The sequence below is a fragment of the Labrys sp. ALF-8 genome, from assembly GCF_059699065.1.
This window is the reverse complement of the sequence record NZ_AP048538.1, coordinates 1,576,531-1,590,289: the sequence shown is the minus strand read 5'-3', so window position 1 is coordinate 1,590,289 and position 13,759 is coordinate 1,576,531. Positions and strand designations below refer to the sequence as shown.

The following is a 13,759-nucleotide window of genomic DNA, read 5'->3' as shown; positions in this document are numbered from 1 at the left end:
TGCTCTTGGAAGGATCGAGGCAGAAGGAGCGACTTTGCGATGAGCGATGTCATCATAGGGCAGGTTGCGGTTGCTGCGCCCACGGGCGACGGAACAGGCGAGGGCGCCATCTGGAAGGCCGACGAAGCCGCCCTCTACTGGACCGACATAACCCGCTTCCTGATCCACCGCTATGATACAGCCACGACCTCCGTGAAGACCTGGCTTTTCGGGGAGCCGGTGGTTGCGCTCTCGCTGACGACCGATCCGGCCCGGCTCCTCGTAGCGCTCGGTTCCCGCCTGATTCACTGGTGGCCTGCGCAAGACCGGCGCTTGGAGCATGGCTTCGAACTGCCGGGCGCCCCGGCCGTACGCCTGAACGATGGCCGCAGTGATCCGGTGGGCAATTTCTGGGTCGGCTCCATGCGGAACAATGTCGGACCGGATGGTGAGAGCCTGGAAGCAGGAGGAACCGACGGCAAGCTCTTCCGCATTGCGCCGGACGGCTCGGTACGGATGTTCCGGGAAGAGCTGATGATCTCGAACACCCTGTGCTGGAGCCCGGATCGCAGTCGCTTCTATTTCGGCGACACGCTGCGAAACGTTATCTGGGAGTTCGCCTATGATCCCGGGGCGGGCGAGATCGGCGAGCCGAGAGTGTTCTTCGAAGGTTTCGAGCGCGGCTATCCCGATGGCTCTTCGATGGATGCGGAGGGATATCTATGGAATTGCCGCTATGGTGGCGGTTGCATCGTGAGGGTTGCTCCGGACGGCAGCATCGACCGCGTGATCGACATGCCCGTCAGCAACATCACCACCTGCGTCTTCGGTGGGGCGGACCTCAGGACGCTTTTCGTTACATCGGCTCGAGCGCCCGACGAGCGTCTGTCGGGCTCGCTGTTCTCGATCAGAACGAGGGTCGCAGGCCAGGAGGAAGGATTGTTCGTCCTGTCATGAGGTCTCTACGGTTTTCTTGAGAGGTAGTTCCGGATGCGGCATCACCCCCGCGCTTCCTGGCGCATATGAGTGGTAAACGTTTACGCATGGCACCTTCCCGAGGCTTGCCTTCCGCAGCGTCCTCTGCTTAGTTCGGGAAATTATCTCGAAAGGCGAGGGAGGCCCGTATCGTTAGTCACGGAGCCGGAATCATTCGGTGAGGCCGCACTGATTATTCCTACCTATTCCGATTAGTGCTTGCTACCTACAAAGAAAGATAGTTCACTCGGGTCGGAAGTGGCGGGCTGTCTAGAGGAATTGGGCCCAAAACGACTGCGAAATGCCGGTCGAGCGGGGACGATAATCAGGTCTGTAGCCGGATCGCCGCGCTGGGAAAGGAGTACTGGCCTGCCTGGTGCAGGCTTCGTCGAAAGTAATGCGTGCGGAGCACAGAACAAACATAATCTTGGAGAGGAAAATGTTCGTGATCTGGCCTGTCGTTATCTCGATGACGCTAGGTATACTTTGCGGGTCTTGGATACCGTTGTTCCATTTTGTCATAGTAGCCGTTGTCGAGACACTTGGCAGCGCCTTGGTCGCATGGCTTTCCGGTCACGACATGTTCGTCGTAATTCTTGATCTGGTTGCGGTTGGGGTGGCTCTGCAGTTCGGCTATGTATTCGGCATACTCGGCTCGTTCGCGGTCTCCCGCGTGCGGAGCAAGACCGAGGTGACAATGGTGAAATACGAACCCAAACACGATACGAGCCTCTCGTGATCGGGTCGTTGGCAGGCACCGGTCCGCCAATCCACAGGTTTTTCCCCAGATTTTATGATCTTCGCCGGGCATCGTCGCGCTAGGCTGTGGTGACAAATTAATCATTTGAGCCATAGCATGATGCTGGCGATTTTGACGAAGCCGAGGAAGTTTTCGGCCCGTTTGTCGTATCGGGTTGCAATGCGCCGCCATTGTTTGAGTTTGGCGAAGAAGCCTTCAATGCCCCAGCGGTTCTTATAGGCAATCTTGTCGTAGCGGTGCTGGTACTTGCGGTGGCGGCGGGGCGGAATGACAGGCTCGCCGCCCTGGTCGAGAATAATGTCGTGCAGCCGATCGGCATCATAGGCCCGGTCGGCGATCACCTGACTTGCCGGCAGGCCCTGGATCAAGTCGCAGGCTGGCGCCATGTCATTCTGCTGGCCAGGGCCGATCTCGAAGCGCACGGGCAGTCCCAGTGCATCTACGACAACATGGAGTTTGGTGCCAACCCCCCCTCGCGAGCGGCCGAGAGCCTGGGCTTCAGATCCCCCCTTTTACGCCGCGCACCAGCGGCCTGGGCCTGCGCCCGGATAACGGTGGCATCGATAGCCACCCACTCCAGGTCAGGATATTCGGCCGCGGCTTCAAACAAGCGATCGAAGACACCTGCCTCGATCCAACGATAATAGCGCCGCTTAGCCCTCTGATACGGACCGAACCGCTCCGGCAGATCACGCCAACGCCCACCTGACCGCGCTAGCCACAAAAGAGCATCGAAGAAACGGCGACCATCGCTGCGCGGGCCACGCTTGCCCCTGCGTCCGCCGGGAACAAAGGGCCGGATCCGCTCCCATTGATCGTCTCGCAAAACCTCGCCTTCCAAAGCTCTCCTCCAAAAGATAGCTTTGAATCTGATTTGCGCTCTCCTGGGAATCCCAAAGCCCTTAAATTGTCACTACAGCCTAGTCGCCTCCAGACGGTGCCGGGCCGGGTGATGACGCCTTGTGAGCCATCTCAGATCCCCGCAAAATCGGTCATCCCCCGCGCTCTGGAGAGAATGATCTTCCCCGTGCACGACGCGCGAGAAGGGCATTCCGCCTCGTCCGAAGCGACGCTCCCTTCTAGGCTTGGCTCTGGCTCTGAAACTGGTTGCGGATGATCTTTTCTCCGATATCGAAGCAGATCTCCACGCTTTCGCCCTCGCCGCCATAGTGAGCGCCCCGCACCGGAGCCGCGCTCAGATAGTCGAGGCCCGCCGCAACGCGAATATGATGCACCGTGGGGCAGATCTGGAGCGAAGGGTCGAAGCCGACCCAGCCCAGGCCTTCGACATAGGTCTCCGCCCAGGCATGGCAGCAGCCGCCCCCCTCGTCCTCCGGCTGGCAGAGCAGGCCGCTGACATAGCGCGCCGGGATCTTCAGCTCACGGGCGCAGGCGATGAAAAGATGGGCCAGATCCTGGCTGACGCCGCTTCGTAGCGAAAACGCATCCGCGATCGTGGTCGCCGCCTGGTCGCGGTCGCTGCTCCATTCGACATGGTCGTGGACGGCTTCCATCAGCGCATGGCTGGCGGCGAGGGCTCCGTCGCCGCCGGGGACTGACTGCCGGGCGAAGTCGCGGATCTGCTCATTCGCAGTCGTAAGGTCCGTATCGCGCAGATAGAGGGAGACGGGAAAGCGTTCGATCACGCCGTGCAGCACCCCGCCATGATCGTGGGTTTCCACCTCGCCCTCGACGCGGACATGCATGGCTTCGATGTTGCCGTTCGCGGTGAAGGCATGGGTGATGTTGCCGAACGCGTCCTCGGCGACGCTCAGCCGGACATCCTGGTCGATGTCGATGCGCCAGCGCACCACATGCTGGCCGTTGTGCGAGCGCGGCGTCAGGCGCAACGTCTGGATGATCGACTTTGCCGGGCGCTCGTAGCGATAGGTTGTCTCGTGGGCGACGCGGATACGCATGGACGTCTCAAGTCAGATATTGCTCGGCGATGGCCGTGCTCAGATTGTTGTTATCTGTAATGAAGTCTGTGACAAAATCATGCAAGCCGGACTGGAAGACCTCGTCGATGCTCAAATTTTGAAGCCGTGACTGGGTCACGCGCACCAGGCGCTGGGCAGGGCCCTGGCGACCGTAGGCCTCGGCAAGGTGGTCCAGATTGCCGCTGAGATTCTCATAGCAGGAAGCGAGCGATCGAGGCATCTGGGTATTGAGCGTGAGGAGATCCGCCACGAGCCACGGCTTGAGGCTCTCCTTGTAGACCCAGTGGTAGGCCGTGAGGGCGGAGACCGCGCGCAGGATCGCCGTCCACTGGAAATAATCCAGGCTGCCGCCGACGCTCTCGGAAGGCGGGAGCAACACATGATATTTCACATCGAGGATGCGCGCCGTGTTGTCCGCGCGTTCGAGGAAGAGGCCGAGGCGCGCGAAGGCGTAGGCGTCGTTGCGCAGCATGGTTCGATAGGCCGATCCGTCGAAGACCAGCGACACGCCTTTCACCCAGTCGAGGAAACGCGAGATTTCCTCCCGGCTCATGCGGGAGGGATCGTAGCGCTTCAACTGCAGCCAGGCATCGTTGATGGTCGACCACATTTCCGCCGTCAGGGCAGTGCGCACGCCGCGGGCGTTGGAGCGGGCCATTTCGAAGCAGTTGCGGATGGAGGAGGGATTGTCGGCCGAGAAAGCCAGAAATTCCGTGACCGTGCGCTCGTTGGCCTCGTCATGCTTGGCGAAGAATGTGGGACCGCAACCGGCTGTCTCGACGGCGCTTTCCCATTCGGTGGTGAGACCGCCATAGGAGGCGGGAAGCGAGGAAAGCCGGTAGGCGGCATCCAGGATGCGCGCCAGATATTCGGCGCGCTCCACATAACGGGCCAGCCAGAAGAGGTTATCGGCGGTGCGCGACAGCATGACTACAGGTCCGTGCAAGGTTGGGGGCGTGAAGGCGGGATCAGGCGTGCTGCCGTCATCGATCGAGAACCCAGGTATCCTTGGTGCCGCCGCCCTGGCTCGAGTTCACGACGAGGGACCCTTCCTTGAGCGCCACGCGCGTGAGGCCGCCCGGCACGATGCGGATCTTGTCGGAACCCGTCAGCACGAACGGGCGCAGGTCGACATGGCGAGGAGCGATGCCCTCGTCGACATAGCAGGGACAGGTCGAGAGCGCCAAGGTCGGCTGGGCGATGTAGCCGAACGGATGCGCCTCGAGCTTGGCTCGGAAATCGGCAAGCTGCTCGCTGGTGGCGTGCGGCCCGATCAGCATGCCGTAGCCGCCGGAACCGGAGACCTCCTTGACCACCAGATCCTTCAGGTTGTCCAGCACATAGGCAAGCGCCTCAGGCTCCCGGCAACGAAAGGTCGGCACATTCTGGAGGATCGGGTCTTCACCCAGGAAGAAGCGCACGATGTCCGGCATGTAGGAATAGACGGCCTTGTCGTCGGCGACGCCCGTACCCACGGCGTTGGTCAAAGTGACATTGCCGGCCCGATAGGCCGTCATCAGACCCGGCACGCCCAGCGCCGAGTTCGGCCGGAAGGCGAGGGGATCGAGGAATTCGTCGTCGATGCGCCGGTAGATCACGTCGACGCGGCGTGGCCCTTCGGTCGTTCGCATGTAGACGACCTCGTCGCGCACGAAGAGATCGCGGCCTTCCACGATCTCGATGCCGAGCCGGTCGGCGAGGAAGGAGTGCTCGTAATAGGCCGAGTTGTACATGCCGGGCGTGAGCAGCGCGACGACCGGATCCTGCGAGGCTGAACGCGGGGCGATGGAGCGCAGCGTGGCCAGGAGCTCATCGGTGTAATTCTCGACCGGCGCGATGCGGTGGCGGGCCACGACCTCCGGAAAGAGGCGCATGGTGACTTCACGGTTCTCCAGCATGTAGGAGACGCCGGAGGGCGTGCGGGCATTGTCTTCCAGGACGTAGAACGTATCGGCGTCCACCCGCACGATGTCGATGCCGGCAATATGCACATAGACGTCGTGCGGCACGCTCTGCCCGGACATTTCCGGGCGGAAGGCGGGATTGTTGAAGATCAGGTCCTCCGGTACCACGCCGGCCCGGACGACCTCGCGTTTGCCGTAGACGTCCTTGATATACATGTTCAGCGCGCGCACGCGCTGCTCGAGGCCTGCCTTGAGCGTGCCCCATTCCTTGGCCGCCAGGATGCGAGGAATGATGTCGAAGGGGATCAGCCGCTCGGCACCATCCTTGTCGCCGTAGACGGCGAAGGTAATGCCCATGCGGCGGAAAAGGAGTTCTGCTTCGTTGCGTCGATGTGTCAGAAGTTCCTTTGGGGCAGTGGAAAGCCAGTGCGCGAGATCGGCATAGGCGGGGCGTATGGTGCCATCGGCCAGGGTCATCTCGTCAAACGCCACCATCCACTCCTCCAAAATCGCGGCCTCGCACTTAGTTTTAGCGAGATCGACCGGCTCGGCAAGCGGTCAATACGCGCCATACAGGCCGAAAGCGGAGCAGGCGCAACTTTGCCTATCAACAGTGCAGTCTGCCTCCGTTCACAAGTCACGATGGCCTAAAAAATGTTCTATTGCGCGCAGGGCGTCCGGTGGAATCGATCCGAAATCATGCTGGCAAGGTATAGCGGCAGTAGAAAGCCCGATGCCTACCGCATCGGCTGGCACTGTTCCGGGGCCGTTCAGGCGGCAAGGCCGATCTCGTTGCCCATCGCGCGGGACAGGTTCGCAGACAGGATGTCGATGGCAGCGCGCACGCGCAGGGGCAGGTGGGGGGATCGCGGCCAAAGAGTGTGAACCTCGAACACCAGCCCCGGAATATCGGTCAGCACGCGCGTCAGTTCGCCTCTGCGCACATAGCCTGCGACCAGCCAGCAGGGGAGCCAGGCTATGCCCATGCCGGCGGCCGTCGCATCGGCGATGGCGTCGAGGGCATCGAACTGGAAGCGGCTCCGCGGCATAATTTCGAGCGGCGCGCCATCCGCCATCGGAAACAGCCAGGGGCGCGGCTGGCCCGCGCGCATATAGGTGATGGCGTCATGGTGATGCAGGGCCATGACCGTCTGGGGGTGGCCCCGGTCGCGCAGATAGGATGGAGAGGCGCACAGGGTCATGCGCTGGTGCGCAACCACGCGCGTGGTGAGATTGGCGTCGGATTGCAGCGCGCCATTGCGGATGGCGAGATCGAAGCCATCCTCGATGAGGTCGACGCGGCGGTCGGTGAGGTTGAGTTCGAGTTCCAGCCGAGGGTGTTGCGTCGCAAGCTTGACCAGCAAGGGTGCGATGCAGTGCCGGCCGAACAGGGCCGGCATGCTGACCCGCAGCCGCCCCGAAACCTCGCGGCGGCCACTGTCCAGCATCGCTTCGCCCTCACGAAGCTCGGCCAGGGCCCGCTGGCAGCGCTCGTAGAAGATTTGGCCATCGTCGGTGAGGCTCTGGGTTCGCGTGGTGCGGTGGAACAGACGGGTGCCGAGCCTGTCCTCCAGCCTGGCGACGGCCTTGCCGACCGCCGAGCGCGACAGGTTCAGCCTTTGCGCCGCGGCGGCAAAGCCACCGGCATCGACGGCCTCGACAAATACCGCGACCCCCGTCAAGCGATCACTCATGGCGGCCTCACCGTAGAATTATTGAAGACAACGATGGGAATTTTTATCGCCACTGGCGCTTGATATTCAACAGTAGTTTTCATGTCCCGTTGCCTGCGGGCAACCGATGGAGTTGGACATGAGTGAAACCATGAAACGCTGGTCGATGGATGCTGTGGGGCGTGATCGCCTCAAGCTCGAAGTGACCGGGAAACCGAGGCCGCGCGCGGGGGAAGTGCTGGTGAAAGTCACCGCGGCGTCGTTGAATTACCGCGACAAGCTGGTGATCGAAACCGGCTTCGGCCTGCCGCTCGCCTTTCCCTTTACGCCTGCGTCAGACATGGCCGGCGTGGTCGAAGCGGTGGGCGAGGGCGCGCAGCGCTTCAAGCCGGGCGACAGGGTGATCTCGACCTTCATTCCCGATTGGATCAACGGCTTGAACGACGGCAATGCACGCACACCGCCCTACCGCACTCTTGGTGGCATCCTCCCAGGGGTCCTTGCAGAGTATGTCGCCTTTCCCGAGGGCTGGTTCACGGCCGCGCCGTCGAGCCTGGACGACGCCCATGCGAGCACCTTGCCCGTTGCGGGATTGACGGCCTGGTTCGCCCTGATGGAACGAGGCGGCCCCCTGCTTGGCAAAACGGTTGTGATCCAGGGCACGGGCGGCGTCGCCCTGTTCGGCCTGCAACTCGCCAAGGCTGGGGGCGCCGAGGTCATCGTCACCTCGAGCAGTGCCGACAAGCTGGCTCGCGCGAGGGCGCTTGGCGCCGATCACGGTATCGATCGCAACGGGGAGGACTGGGTGCAGGCCGTCTATCGGCTGACCAGGGATCGCGGCGCGGACTATATCCTCGAGATTGCGGGAGGCGCGGGCCTTGGCCGGTCGATCCAGGCTGCCGCAATGGGCGGGCGCATCCATGTGGTCGGCGTCATGGAGGGCTTCGAGATATCCGGGCCTGTCGGTCCGCTCATGCTCAAGGGACTTGCCATCCAGGGGATCGGCGTGGGGCATCGCACGGCGCAGGAGGCATTCGGTCGGGCAGTCGACAATCTCGGCCTCAAGCCGGTGATCGACAGGCGCTATGCCTTCGACGAACTGGCCGCCGCTCTCGATCATCTGGAGAGGGGCGCATTCGGCAAGATCGTCATCGATATCGGCTGAACGACCGTCTTTCTTCGCCTTTGGACATGATGTTCCAGGGAGAGGGCGCCGCACAGTGTTGCGGTTCCCTCAAACGAGTCCCAGCGCCTTCAGGCTTGCATGTCCGTCGCGGCCGATGATGATGTGGTCGTGCACGACGATGCCGAGAGGGCGGGCGATGTCGGCAATGGTTCGCGTCATGCTGACATCGGGACCGGAAGGCGAGGGATCGCCGGAAGGATGGTTGTGCACGAGGATGAGGGCGCTGGCGGACAGTTCCAGCGCACGCTTGATCACCTCGCGCGGGTATACGGGTGTATGATTGATCGTACCCGTCTGCTGCACTTCGTCGGCGATCAGGCCGTTCTTGATGTCGAGAAAGAGAATCCGGAAGATCTCCCGCTCGGCGAACGCCATGCTGGAGCGGCAATAGTCGATCAGTGCGGCAGAGGTGGAAAACACGGGCCTTTTGGCCACACCGCCCCTGGCCAGCCGGTGGCCTGCGGCTTCCACGATCTTGAGATCGCCGGCTACCCCGTCGCTGACACCTTCGACCTCCCTGAGCCGGGCTGCGGGCGCGCCGAGTACTTCGGCCAGCGAGCCGAAACGGGCGATCAGGGCTTTGGCAAGCGGCTTGACGTCGCGGCGTGGAATGGAACGAAAGAGCAGCAGTTCCAGAAGCTCGTAGTCCGGAAGCGCTCCTCCAGATTGCGCGAAACGCTCGCGCAATCTTTCTCGATGGCCATGATAGTGCGGCTCGGGCACCTCGGCGGCAAGCCTCGGGGAAGCCTCGTCCAATTCCAGAAGAGGGGCAGACAGAGGCGGGGGCCCCTTCTTCATTGCGGCCATCCGGCTTCAGGCTGCCTTGGCATAGGGCGGCTGGTCGTATTTGGCGGGCGAAAGCGTGAAGATCTCCACGCCCGTCTCGGTGACGCCCACGCTGTGCTCGAATTGGGCCGAAAGCGAACGGTCGCGCGTCACCGCAGTCCAGCCGTCGCTCAGGACCTTCACGTCGGGCCGGCCGAGATTGATCATCGGCTCCACCGTGAAGAACATCCCGGGTTTCAGCACCACGCCCTCGCCGCGACGGCCGTAGTGAAGGATATTGGGCTCGTCATGGAAGAGCCGGCCGAGACCGTGGCCGCAGAAGTCCCGGACCACGGAGCAACGCTCTGCTTCGGCGTAGCTCTGGATGGCGTAGCCGATATCCCCGGTGGTGGCCCCGGGCTTGATCGCATTGATGCCGCGCATCATCGCCTCATAGGTCACTTCCATCAGGCGCTCGGCGCGGCGGGGAATGTCGCCGGCTGCATACATGCGGCTGGAATCGCCGTGCCAGCCATCCAGCACTACGGTGTAGTCGATGTTGAGGATGGTGCCTTCCTGCAACGGCTTGTCGTCGGGAATGCCGTGGCAGACCACGTGGTTGAGGGAGATGCAGCTCGATTTCGGATAGCCGCGATAATAGAGCGTGGCCGGATATGCCTTGTTGTCCATGGCAAACTCGAACAGCATCTTGTCGAGTTTGTTGGTGGTCACGCCAGGCTTGACGGCATCGACCATCAGGTCCAGCCCCTGGGCGGCGAGCTGGCCCGCGGCGCGCATGCCGGCGAACGCTTCCGGCCCGTGGATCTTGATCTGGCCGTTCTTGCGCTGGGGTGACAGTTCTGCGTCGATAAAGCTCATGAAAATTCCTGGATCTGTCTTTGTTCTACTTATGCCATCTGGGGATACGCGCAGGAAAGAGAATTTTGAATTCTGCATGACTGCTGCGCGGCAAACGGGCCAATGGCCGCCCCGAGCAGGCCCCGATCAGGGCGCCAGTATCTCACGTAGGGTCATGGAACGGAAGGCGGCAACGATCGCATCGCCTTCCTTCTCCTCGACCGAAATCGCCAGCCGCATCGTAGCTTCGCCAAGTTGCCAGATCATGAAGGCCCTCATCGCAAAAAGGACAGGATCGGGCCTGCCGTGCGCCCGGGCCATCGCCTCGGCCAGCATCTTGCCGCAGGCGCGGCTTTCATCCAGTTCCAGCGCCATCAACTGCTTGTCGGCCTGCATGCCCGACCAGATGTCCCGCCTCACCGGCTCGGCCTTGAACAGGGCATGGTAGACGTCGATTAGGGAGCCGTAAGCGGCCTCCAGATCGGCGAGCGACGCCACGGGAAGCAGCGCTTCCTCGACGCAGCGGCGGCTCTCCAGGCCATAGCGCTCGGCGAGGCTGCGGATGATCGCGTTCTTGTCGGGAAAATACTGATAGAGCGACCCGATCGAGATACCGGCCTGCTCCGCGACCTCGCCCATCTTCATCTGGTCGCTGCCCTTGCTGCCGATCAGCGCGGAGGCGACCGATAGGATCCTGTCCATCCGCTCACGACTGCGCCGCTGCACCGGTGCCCGGCGGGGCAGGGAGGCATTCGCGGAAATGCCGTCCATGTCAGCCGCGACCGGCGTTGTCGGAGAGGTGTTCATGCTTGACAACATTAATATGAGGATTTATCACATTTTATAAATATGAGGCTTAATCATATTTATGGAAGGAAGCATCAAATGACAATGACCTGGCTTTTGAAAGCTTCCATGCGCCTGCCGCACGACGAGGAAGCGCCGCGTCATGGTGCACGAAGTTTCGTGTCCCGCTTCCTAGGCCTCGTGCCGGCAAACATACGAGGGGACAACCATGGTTGAGCGCGGCCTGGAGGTGCTGACTTTCATGGCTGCGGTGGGAAGCGGCATGGTGGCCGGCGTATTTTTCGCCTTTTCTTCCTTCGTGATGCCGGCGCTTGGCCGCATTCCGGCGCCCAGCGGCATCGGCGCCATGCAGTCGATGAACATCGTTGTCATCAATCCCAGCTTCATGACCGCCTTCATGGGCACGGGCGCGGTCTGTCTCGTGCTGCTGGCGGGAGTCTGGCTTTGGTGGGACGATCTCAGCGGCCAGCTGCTGCTCGCTGGCAGCCTCGCCTATCTGGTGGCCTGCATCGGCGTGACCATGGCGTTCAACGTGCCGCTCAACGATGCGCTGGCCGTCGCCCGGCCGGAGACCGCCGAGGCCGCGGTATTGTGGTCGCGCTATCTCATTGAATGGACGGGCTGGAACCATGTAAGGACCGTTGCGCCCGTCCTCTCGCTCATCTTCTTCGTCCTCGCCCTGATAAGGCGGGCGGCACAATGAGTTCGCCGGGAAATCCTGCCGCCGGATGAACAGAAGGTGGCAGGCAATCCCTTCACGCTCAACGTCCGAAAATGCCCTTGAAGAACTGCGCCATGCCGTTGCGCTTTTTCTTGCGTTCGAGTTCCGTCGCATCCCTGAGCCAGGTGATCTGCACGACACGACGTTCTCCTGCGAAAGGCTTGTGGCCATGCCAGGAGTTGTCGGCACGGCGGAAGCCGAAGCACGATCCCATGACCGGCGATATCTCGGCCGTCATGTCGTCGAAATCATTGGGACCGTTGAGAACGCGCAGGCGCCCGTCGCTGCTCGCGTTCCAGCTGTCGTTCATATAGACGAGGAAGGTGGCGAGTTTGCTTTCGCTGTCGGTGTGTATGCGGCCGTCCTTGAGCTGGGAAAGGCGGCGGATCGTCGTCAGGCGCGGCAGCGGCGTGAGATTGAGGTCGAGCTTGGCCGAAAGGGCATCCGCCATCTCGTCGCTTTCGAGATCCTCGATGAGCTGCTTGAAGGAACCCTTGATCATCACCTCGTCGACCGTCAGGTAACCGGGCTTGTCGATCGGAGGGAATTCCTCCCGAAGCTTCGGGATAGTCTCCTCTTTGAGAAAGGCATCCCCGACAATGTAGCGATAAGGCTGCTCGTGGATTTTCGCATTCTTTATGACGTCGAGATTGATGACGCTGGTCATCTTCAACTCCTGTGGTCACTACGACGCGAGAGGGGCGGTAAAAGCATGCCCTTCCGCGCGACTCGATTGCCCAGCCCCTAGCCCATTTCGGCGCGAAATGTCCTGCTGAACATGACCAGCGTCAAGGACGATCATTCTGCACTCGAAAAAACCGCGATCCCGGCGGCTTCGGGTGGCCGTGCGGCGGCAAAAATCCCCCATAGACGCTGGTGGTGTACCCGCTAACACCCTTGCGAGGCATAATTATTACGCATCTGCTGCCAGCGGCGGTTGATTGGTGCTATGGCGCTTCCCAACTCTGACACGCGGCCCGTCGCTGATTCCTCGGCCGCGCTGTCCTTTGCCTGGTGAGGATACCCCTGTGCCCTTGACGCCCGCCGATGTCCAACGCGCCCTCGAACTCGTCAAATTGCCTGCGAGCGGTCAATCCCTGACGGCATCCGGCCGCCTGACCGAGATACGCATCGACGGTTCGAAGGTCATGTTCGCCATCGCCATAGACCCTACGGAGGCGCGCGCGATGGAGCCTGTGCGGGCCGCTGCGGAGAACGCGGTGCGGGGGCTGCCCGGCGTAACCAATGTCCTGGTCGGCCTGACCGCGGAAAGGCCGGCGGGGGAAGCCCGGCAGAGTCCGCCGGGTCCGCGTGCGCAGACGGCGGCACACAATGCGCCTCAGCAACGCCCCGTGGGCCTTCCGGGCATCCACCGCGTCGTCGCCGTTGCTTCGGGCAAGGGCGGCGTCGGCAAGTCTACGACTGCCTGCAACCTCGCCATCGCGCTTGCGGCACAGGGGCTTCGCGTGGGTCTGCTGGATGCCGATATTTTTGGACCGTCCGTTCCGCGGCTGTTCGGACTGACCGGCAAGCCCGACGTGGAGACCACGCCCACCGGGCGCATCTTGCTGCCGCTCGAGGCCTATGGCGTGAAGGTGATGTCCATCGGCTTCCTGGTGGAAGAGGATACGCCGATGATCTGGCGCGGTCCCATGGTGATGTCCGCGCTGACGCAACTCCTAAGGGAGGTACGCTGGGACGAACTCGACATCCTGGTCGTCGACATGCCGCCCGGAACAGGCGACGCGCAGCTGACCATGGCGCAGCACACGCCCCTGGCGGGCGCCGTGATCGTCTCGACGCCCCAGGACCTGGCGCTCATCGACGCGCGGCGCGGCGTCGGGATGTTCCAGAAGGTCAATGTACCGGTGCTCGGCATCGTCGAGAACATGTCGACCTTCTCATGTCCCAATTGCGGCCATGTCAGCCATCTCTTCGGCCACGGCGGGGCACGGCGGGAGGCGGAGAAGCTCGGTGTGCCCTTCCTCGGCGAATTGCCTTTGTCGATCGAAGTGCGCGAGCGCTCGGATGCCGGCAAACCCGTGACTGCCACGCTGCCGGACAGCCTGGAAGCCGGCATCTACCGGCAGATGGCCGCCCAGGTATGGGCACGCTTGTCCGGCGAGGGAGTTGATCGCCGCCAGCCGCCGCGTATTGTCATCGAATAACGAGAAGCGGCGCTTCGCCCCAG

14 protein-coding genes are annotated in these 13,759 nt (G+C 62.3%); 5 read left to right on the top strand and 9 right to left on the bottom strand.

The features are described from left to right. Window positions 1-39: 39 nt before the first annotated feature. Complete coding sequence (locus AC6H34_RS27590) at window positions 40-936, top strand: SMP-30/gluconolactonase/LRE family protein (protein WP_497540972.1); 897 nt, start codon at window positions 40-42, stop codon at window positions 934-936. Window positions 937-1,393: 457 nt separating this feature from the next. Next, entirely contained in the window at window positions 1,394-1,693 is a 300-nt protein-coding gene (locus tag AC6H34_RS27585) for a hypothetical protein (protein ID WP_497540971.1), read from the top strand. A 101-nt stretch (window positions 1,694-1,794) separates the two neighbouring features. Here the strand turns inward: AC6H34_RS27585 and AC6H34_RS27580 are convergent. The 5 genes from AC6H34_RS27580 to AC6H34_RS27560 form a co-directional block, all read right to left on the bottom strand. Further along, a protein-coding gene (locus AC6H34_RS27580) for an IS5 family transposase (RefSeq protein ID WP_497538130.1) occupies window positions 1,795-2,555 on the bottom strand; the annotation gives its coding sequence in 2 pieces (ribosomal slippage) (window positions 1,795-2,228 and window positions 2,228-2,555; 762 coding nt in all). Window positions 2,556-2,793: 238 nt separating this feature from the next. After that, window positions 2,794-3,633: a transglutaminase family protein gene (locus tag AC6H34_RS27575; protein WP_497540970.1), complete on the bottom strand. Its 840-nt coding sequence runs from the start codon at window positions 3,631-3,633 to the stop codon at window positions 2,794-2,796. Between the two features lie 7 nt (window positions 3,634-3,640). Then, a complete protein-coding gene (locus AC6H34_RS27570; RefSeq protein ID WP_448147940.1) occupies window positions 3,641-4,582 on the bottom strand; it encodes an alpha-E domain-containing protein in 942 nt (313 codons plus the stop codon). Window positions 4,583-4,637: 55 nt separating this feature from the next. Further along, the gene (locus AC6H34_RS27565; RefSeq protein WP_497540969.1) at window positions 4,638-6,053 is read right to left on the bottom strand and encodes a circularly permuted type 2 ATP-grasp protein; all 1,416 of its coding nucleotides are present in this window, start codon (window positions 6,051-6,053) and stop codon (window positions 4,638-4,640) included. A gap of 275 nt (window positions 6,054-6,328) precedes the next feature. Next, window positions 6,329-7,252, bottom strand: coding sequence for a LysR family transcriptional regulator (locus AC6H34_RS27560; protein WP_497540968.1), 924 nt, complete (start codon window positions 7,250-7,252; stop codon window positions 6,329-6,331). Between the two features lie 118 nt (window positions 7,253-7,370). Between AC6H34_RS27560 and AC6H34_RS27555 the strand changes: the two genes are divergently transcribed. Further along, window positions 7,371-8,396, top strand: a complete 1,026-nt coding sequence (locus AC6H34_RS27555; protein WP_497540967.1) for a zinc-dependent alcohol dehydrogenase family protein — start codon at window positions 7,371-7,373, stop codon at window positions 8,394-8,396. Window positions 8,397-8,465: 69 nt separating this feature from the next. Here AC6H34_RS27555 and radC read toward each other — a convergent pair whose 3' ends face one another. The 3 genes from radC to AC6H34_RS27540 all read right to left on the bottom strand — a co-directional run bounded on the left by radC (window position 8,466) and on the right by AC6H34_RS27540 (window position 10,811). Next, window positions 8,466-9,215, bottom strand: coding sequence for a RadC family protein (gene radC, locus AC6H34_RS27550; RefSeq protein WP_497540966.1), 750 nt, complete (start codon window positions 9,213-9,215; stop codon window positions 8,466-8,468). Window positions 9,216-9,230: 15 nt separating this feature from the next. Continuing rightward, window positions 9,231-10,061, bottom strand: coding sequence for a type I methionyl aminopeptidase (map, locus tag AC6H34_RS27545; protein WP_497540965.1), 831 nt, complete (start codon window positions 10,059-10,061; stop codon window positions 9,231-9,233). Between the two features lie 126 nt (window positions 10,062-10,187). After that, complete coding sequence (locus tag AC6H34_RS27540; protein WP_497541286.1) at window positions 10,188-10,811, bottom strand: TetR/AcrR family transcriptional regulator; 624 nt, start codon at window positions 10,809-10,811, stop codon at window positions 10,188-10,190. Window positions 10,812-11,055: 244 nt separating this feature from the next. Here AC6H34_RS27540 and AC6H34_RS27535 point away from each other — a divergent pair, with 244 nt between their 5' ends. Then, the gene (locus tag AC6H34_RS27535; protein ID WP_497540964.1) at window positions 11,056-11,550 is read left to right on the top strand and encodes an anthrone oxygenase family protein; all 495 of its coding nucleotides are present in this window, start codon (window positions 11,056-11,058) and stop codon (window positions 11,548-11,550) included. A 58-nt stretch (window positions 11,551-11,608) separates the two neighbouring features. Here the strand turns inward: AC6H34_RS27535 and AC6H34_RS27530 are convergent, their stop codons facing one another. Further along, a complete protein-coding gene (locus AC6H34_RS27530; protein ID WP_448147927.1) occupies window positions 11,609-12,235 on the bottom strand; it encodes a 2OG-Fe(II) oxygenase in 627 nt (208 codons plus the stop codon). Between the two features lie 361 nt (window positions 12,236-12,596). Here AC6H34_RS27530 and AC6H34_RS27525 point away from each other — a divergent pair, with 361 nt between their 5' ends. Continuing rightward, window positions 12,597-13,736 carry an Mrp/NBP35 family ATP-binding protein gene (locus AC6H34_RS27525; RefSeq protein ID WP_448147926.1) on the top strand — a complete coding sequence of 380 codons (1,140 nt, stop codon included), beginning with the start codon at window positions 12,597-12,599 and terminating at the stop codon, window positions 13,734-13,736. Window positions 13,737-13,759 lie beyond the last annotated feature (23 nt).

Excerpts from the sequence above, each read along its gene's own strand:
- AC6H34_RS27585 (WP_497540971.1), top strand. The coding sequence starts at position 1,394 with ATGTTCGTGATCTGGCCTGTCGTTATCTCGATGACGCTAGGTATACTT.
- AC6H34_RS27530 (WP_448147927.1), bottom strand. The coding sequence starts at position 12,235 with ATGACCAGCGTCATCAATCTCGACGTCATAAAGAATGCGAAAATCCAC.
- AC6H34_RS27555 (WP_497540967.1), top strand. The coding sequence starts at position 7,371 with ATGAGTGAAACCATGAAACGCTGGTCGATGGATGCTGTGGGGCGTGAT.
- map (WP_497540965.1), bottom strand. The coding sequence starts at position 10,061 with ATGAGCTTTATCGACGCAGAACTGTCACCCCAGCGCAAGAACGGCCAG.
- AC6H34_RS27575 (WP_497540970.1), bottom strand. The coding sequence starts at position 3,633 with ATGCGTATCCGCGTCGCCCACGAGACAACCTATCGCTACGAGCGCCCG.
- AC6H34_RS27590 (WP_497540972.1), top strand. The coding sequence starts at position 40 with ATGAGCGATGTCATCATAGGGCAGGTTGCGGTTGCTGCGCCCACGGGC.
- AC6H34_RS27560 (WP_497540968.1), bottom strand. The coding sequence starts at position 7,252 with ATGAGTGATCGCTTGACGGGGGTCGCGGTATTTGTCGAGGCCGTCGAT.
- AC6H34_RS27535 (WP_497540964.1), top strand. The coding sequence starts at position 11,056 with ATGGTTGAGCGCGGCCTGGAGGTGCTGACTTTCATGGCTGCGGTGGGA.
- AC6H34_RS27540 (WP_497541286.1), bottom strand. The coding sequence starts at position 10,811 with ATGGACGGCATTTCCGCGAATGCCTCCCTGCCCCGCCGGGCACCGGTG.
- AC6H34_RS27570 (WP_448147940.1), bottom strand. The coding sequence starts at position 4,582 with ATGCTGTCGCGCACCGCCGATAACCTCTTCTGGCTGGCCCGTTATGTG.
- AC6H34_RS27565 (WP_497540969.1), bottom strand. The coding sequence starts at position 6,053 with ATGGTGGCGTTTGACGAGATGACCCTGGCCGATGGCACCATACGCCCC.
- radC (WP_497540966.1), bottom strand. The coding sequence starts at position 9,215 with ATGAAGAAGGGGCCCCCGCCTCTGTCTGCCCCTCTTCTGGAATTGGAC.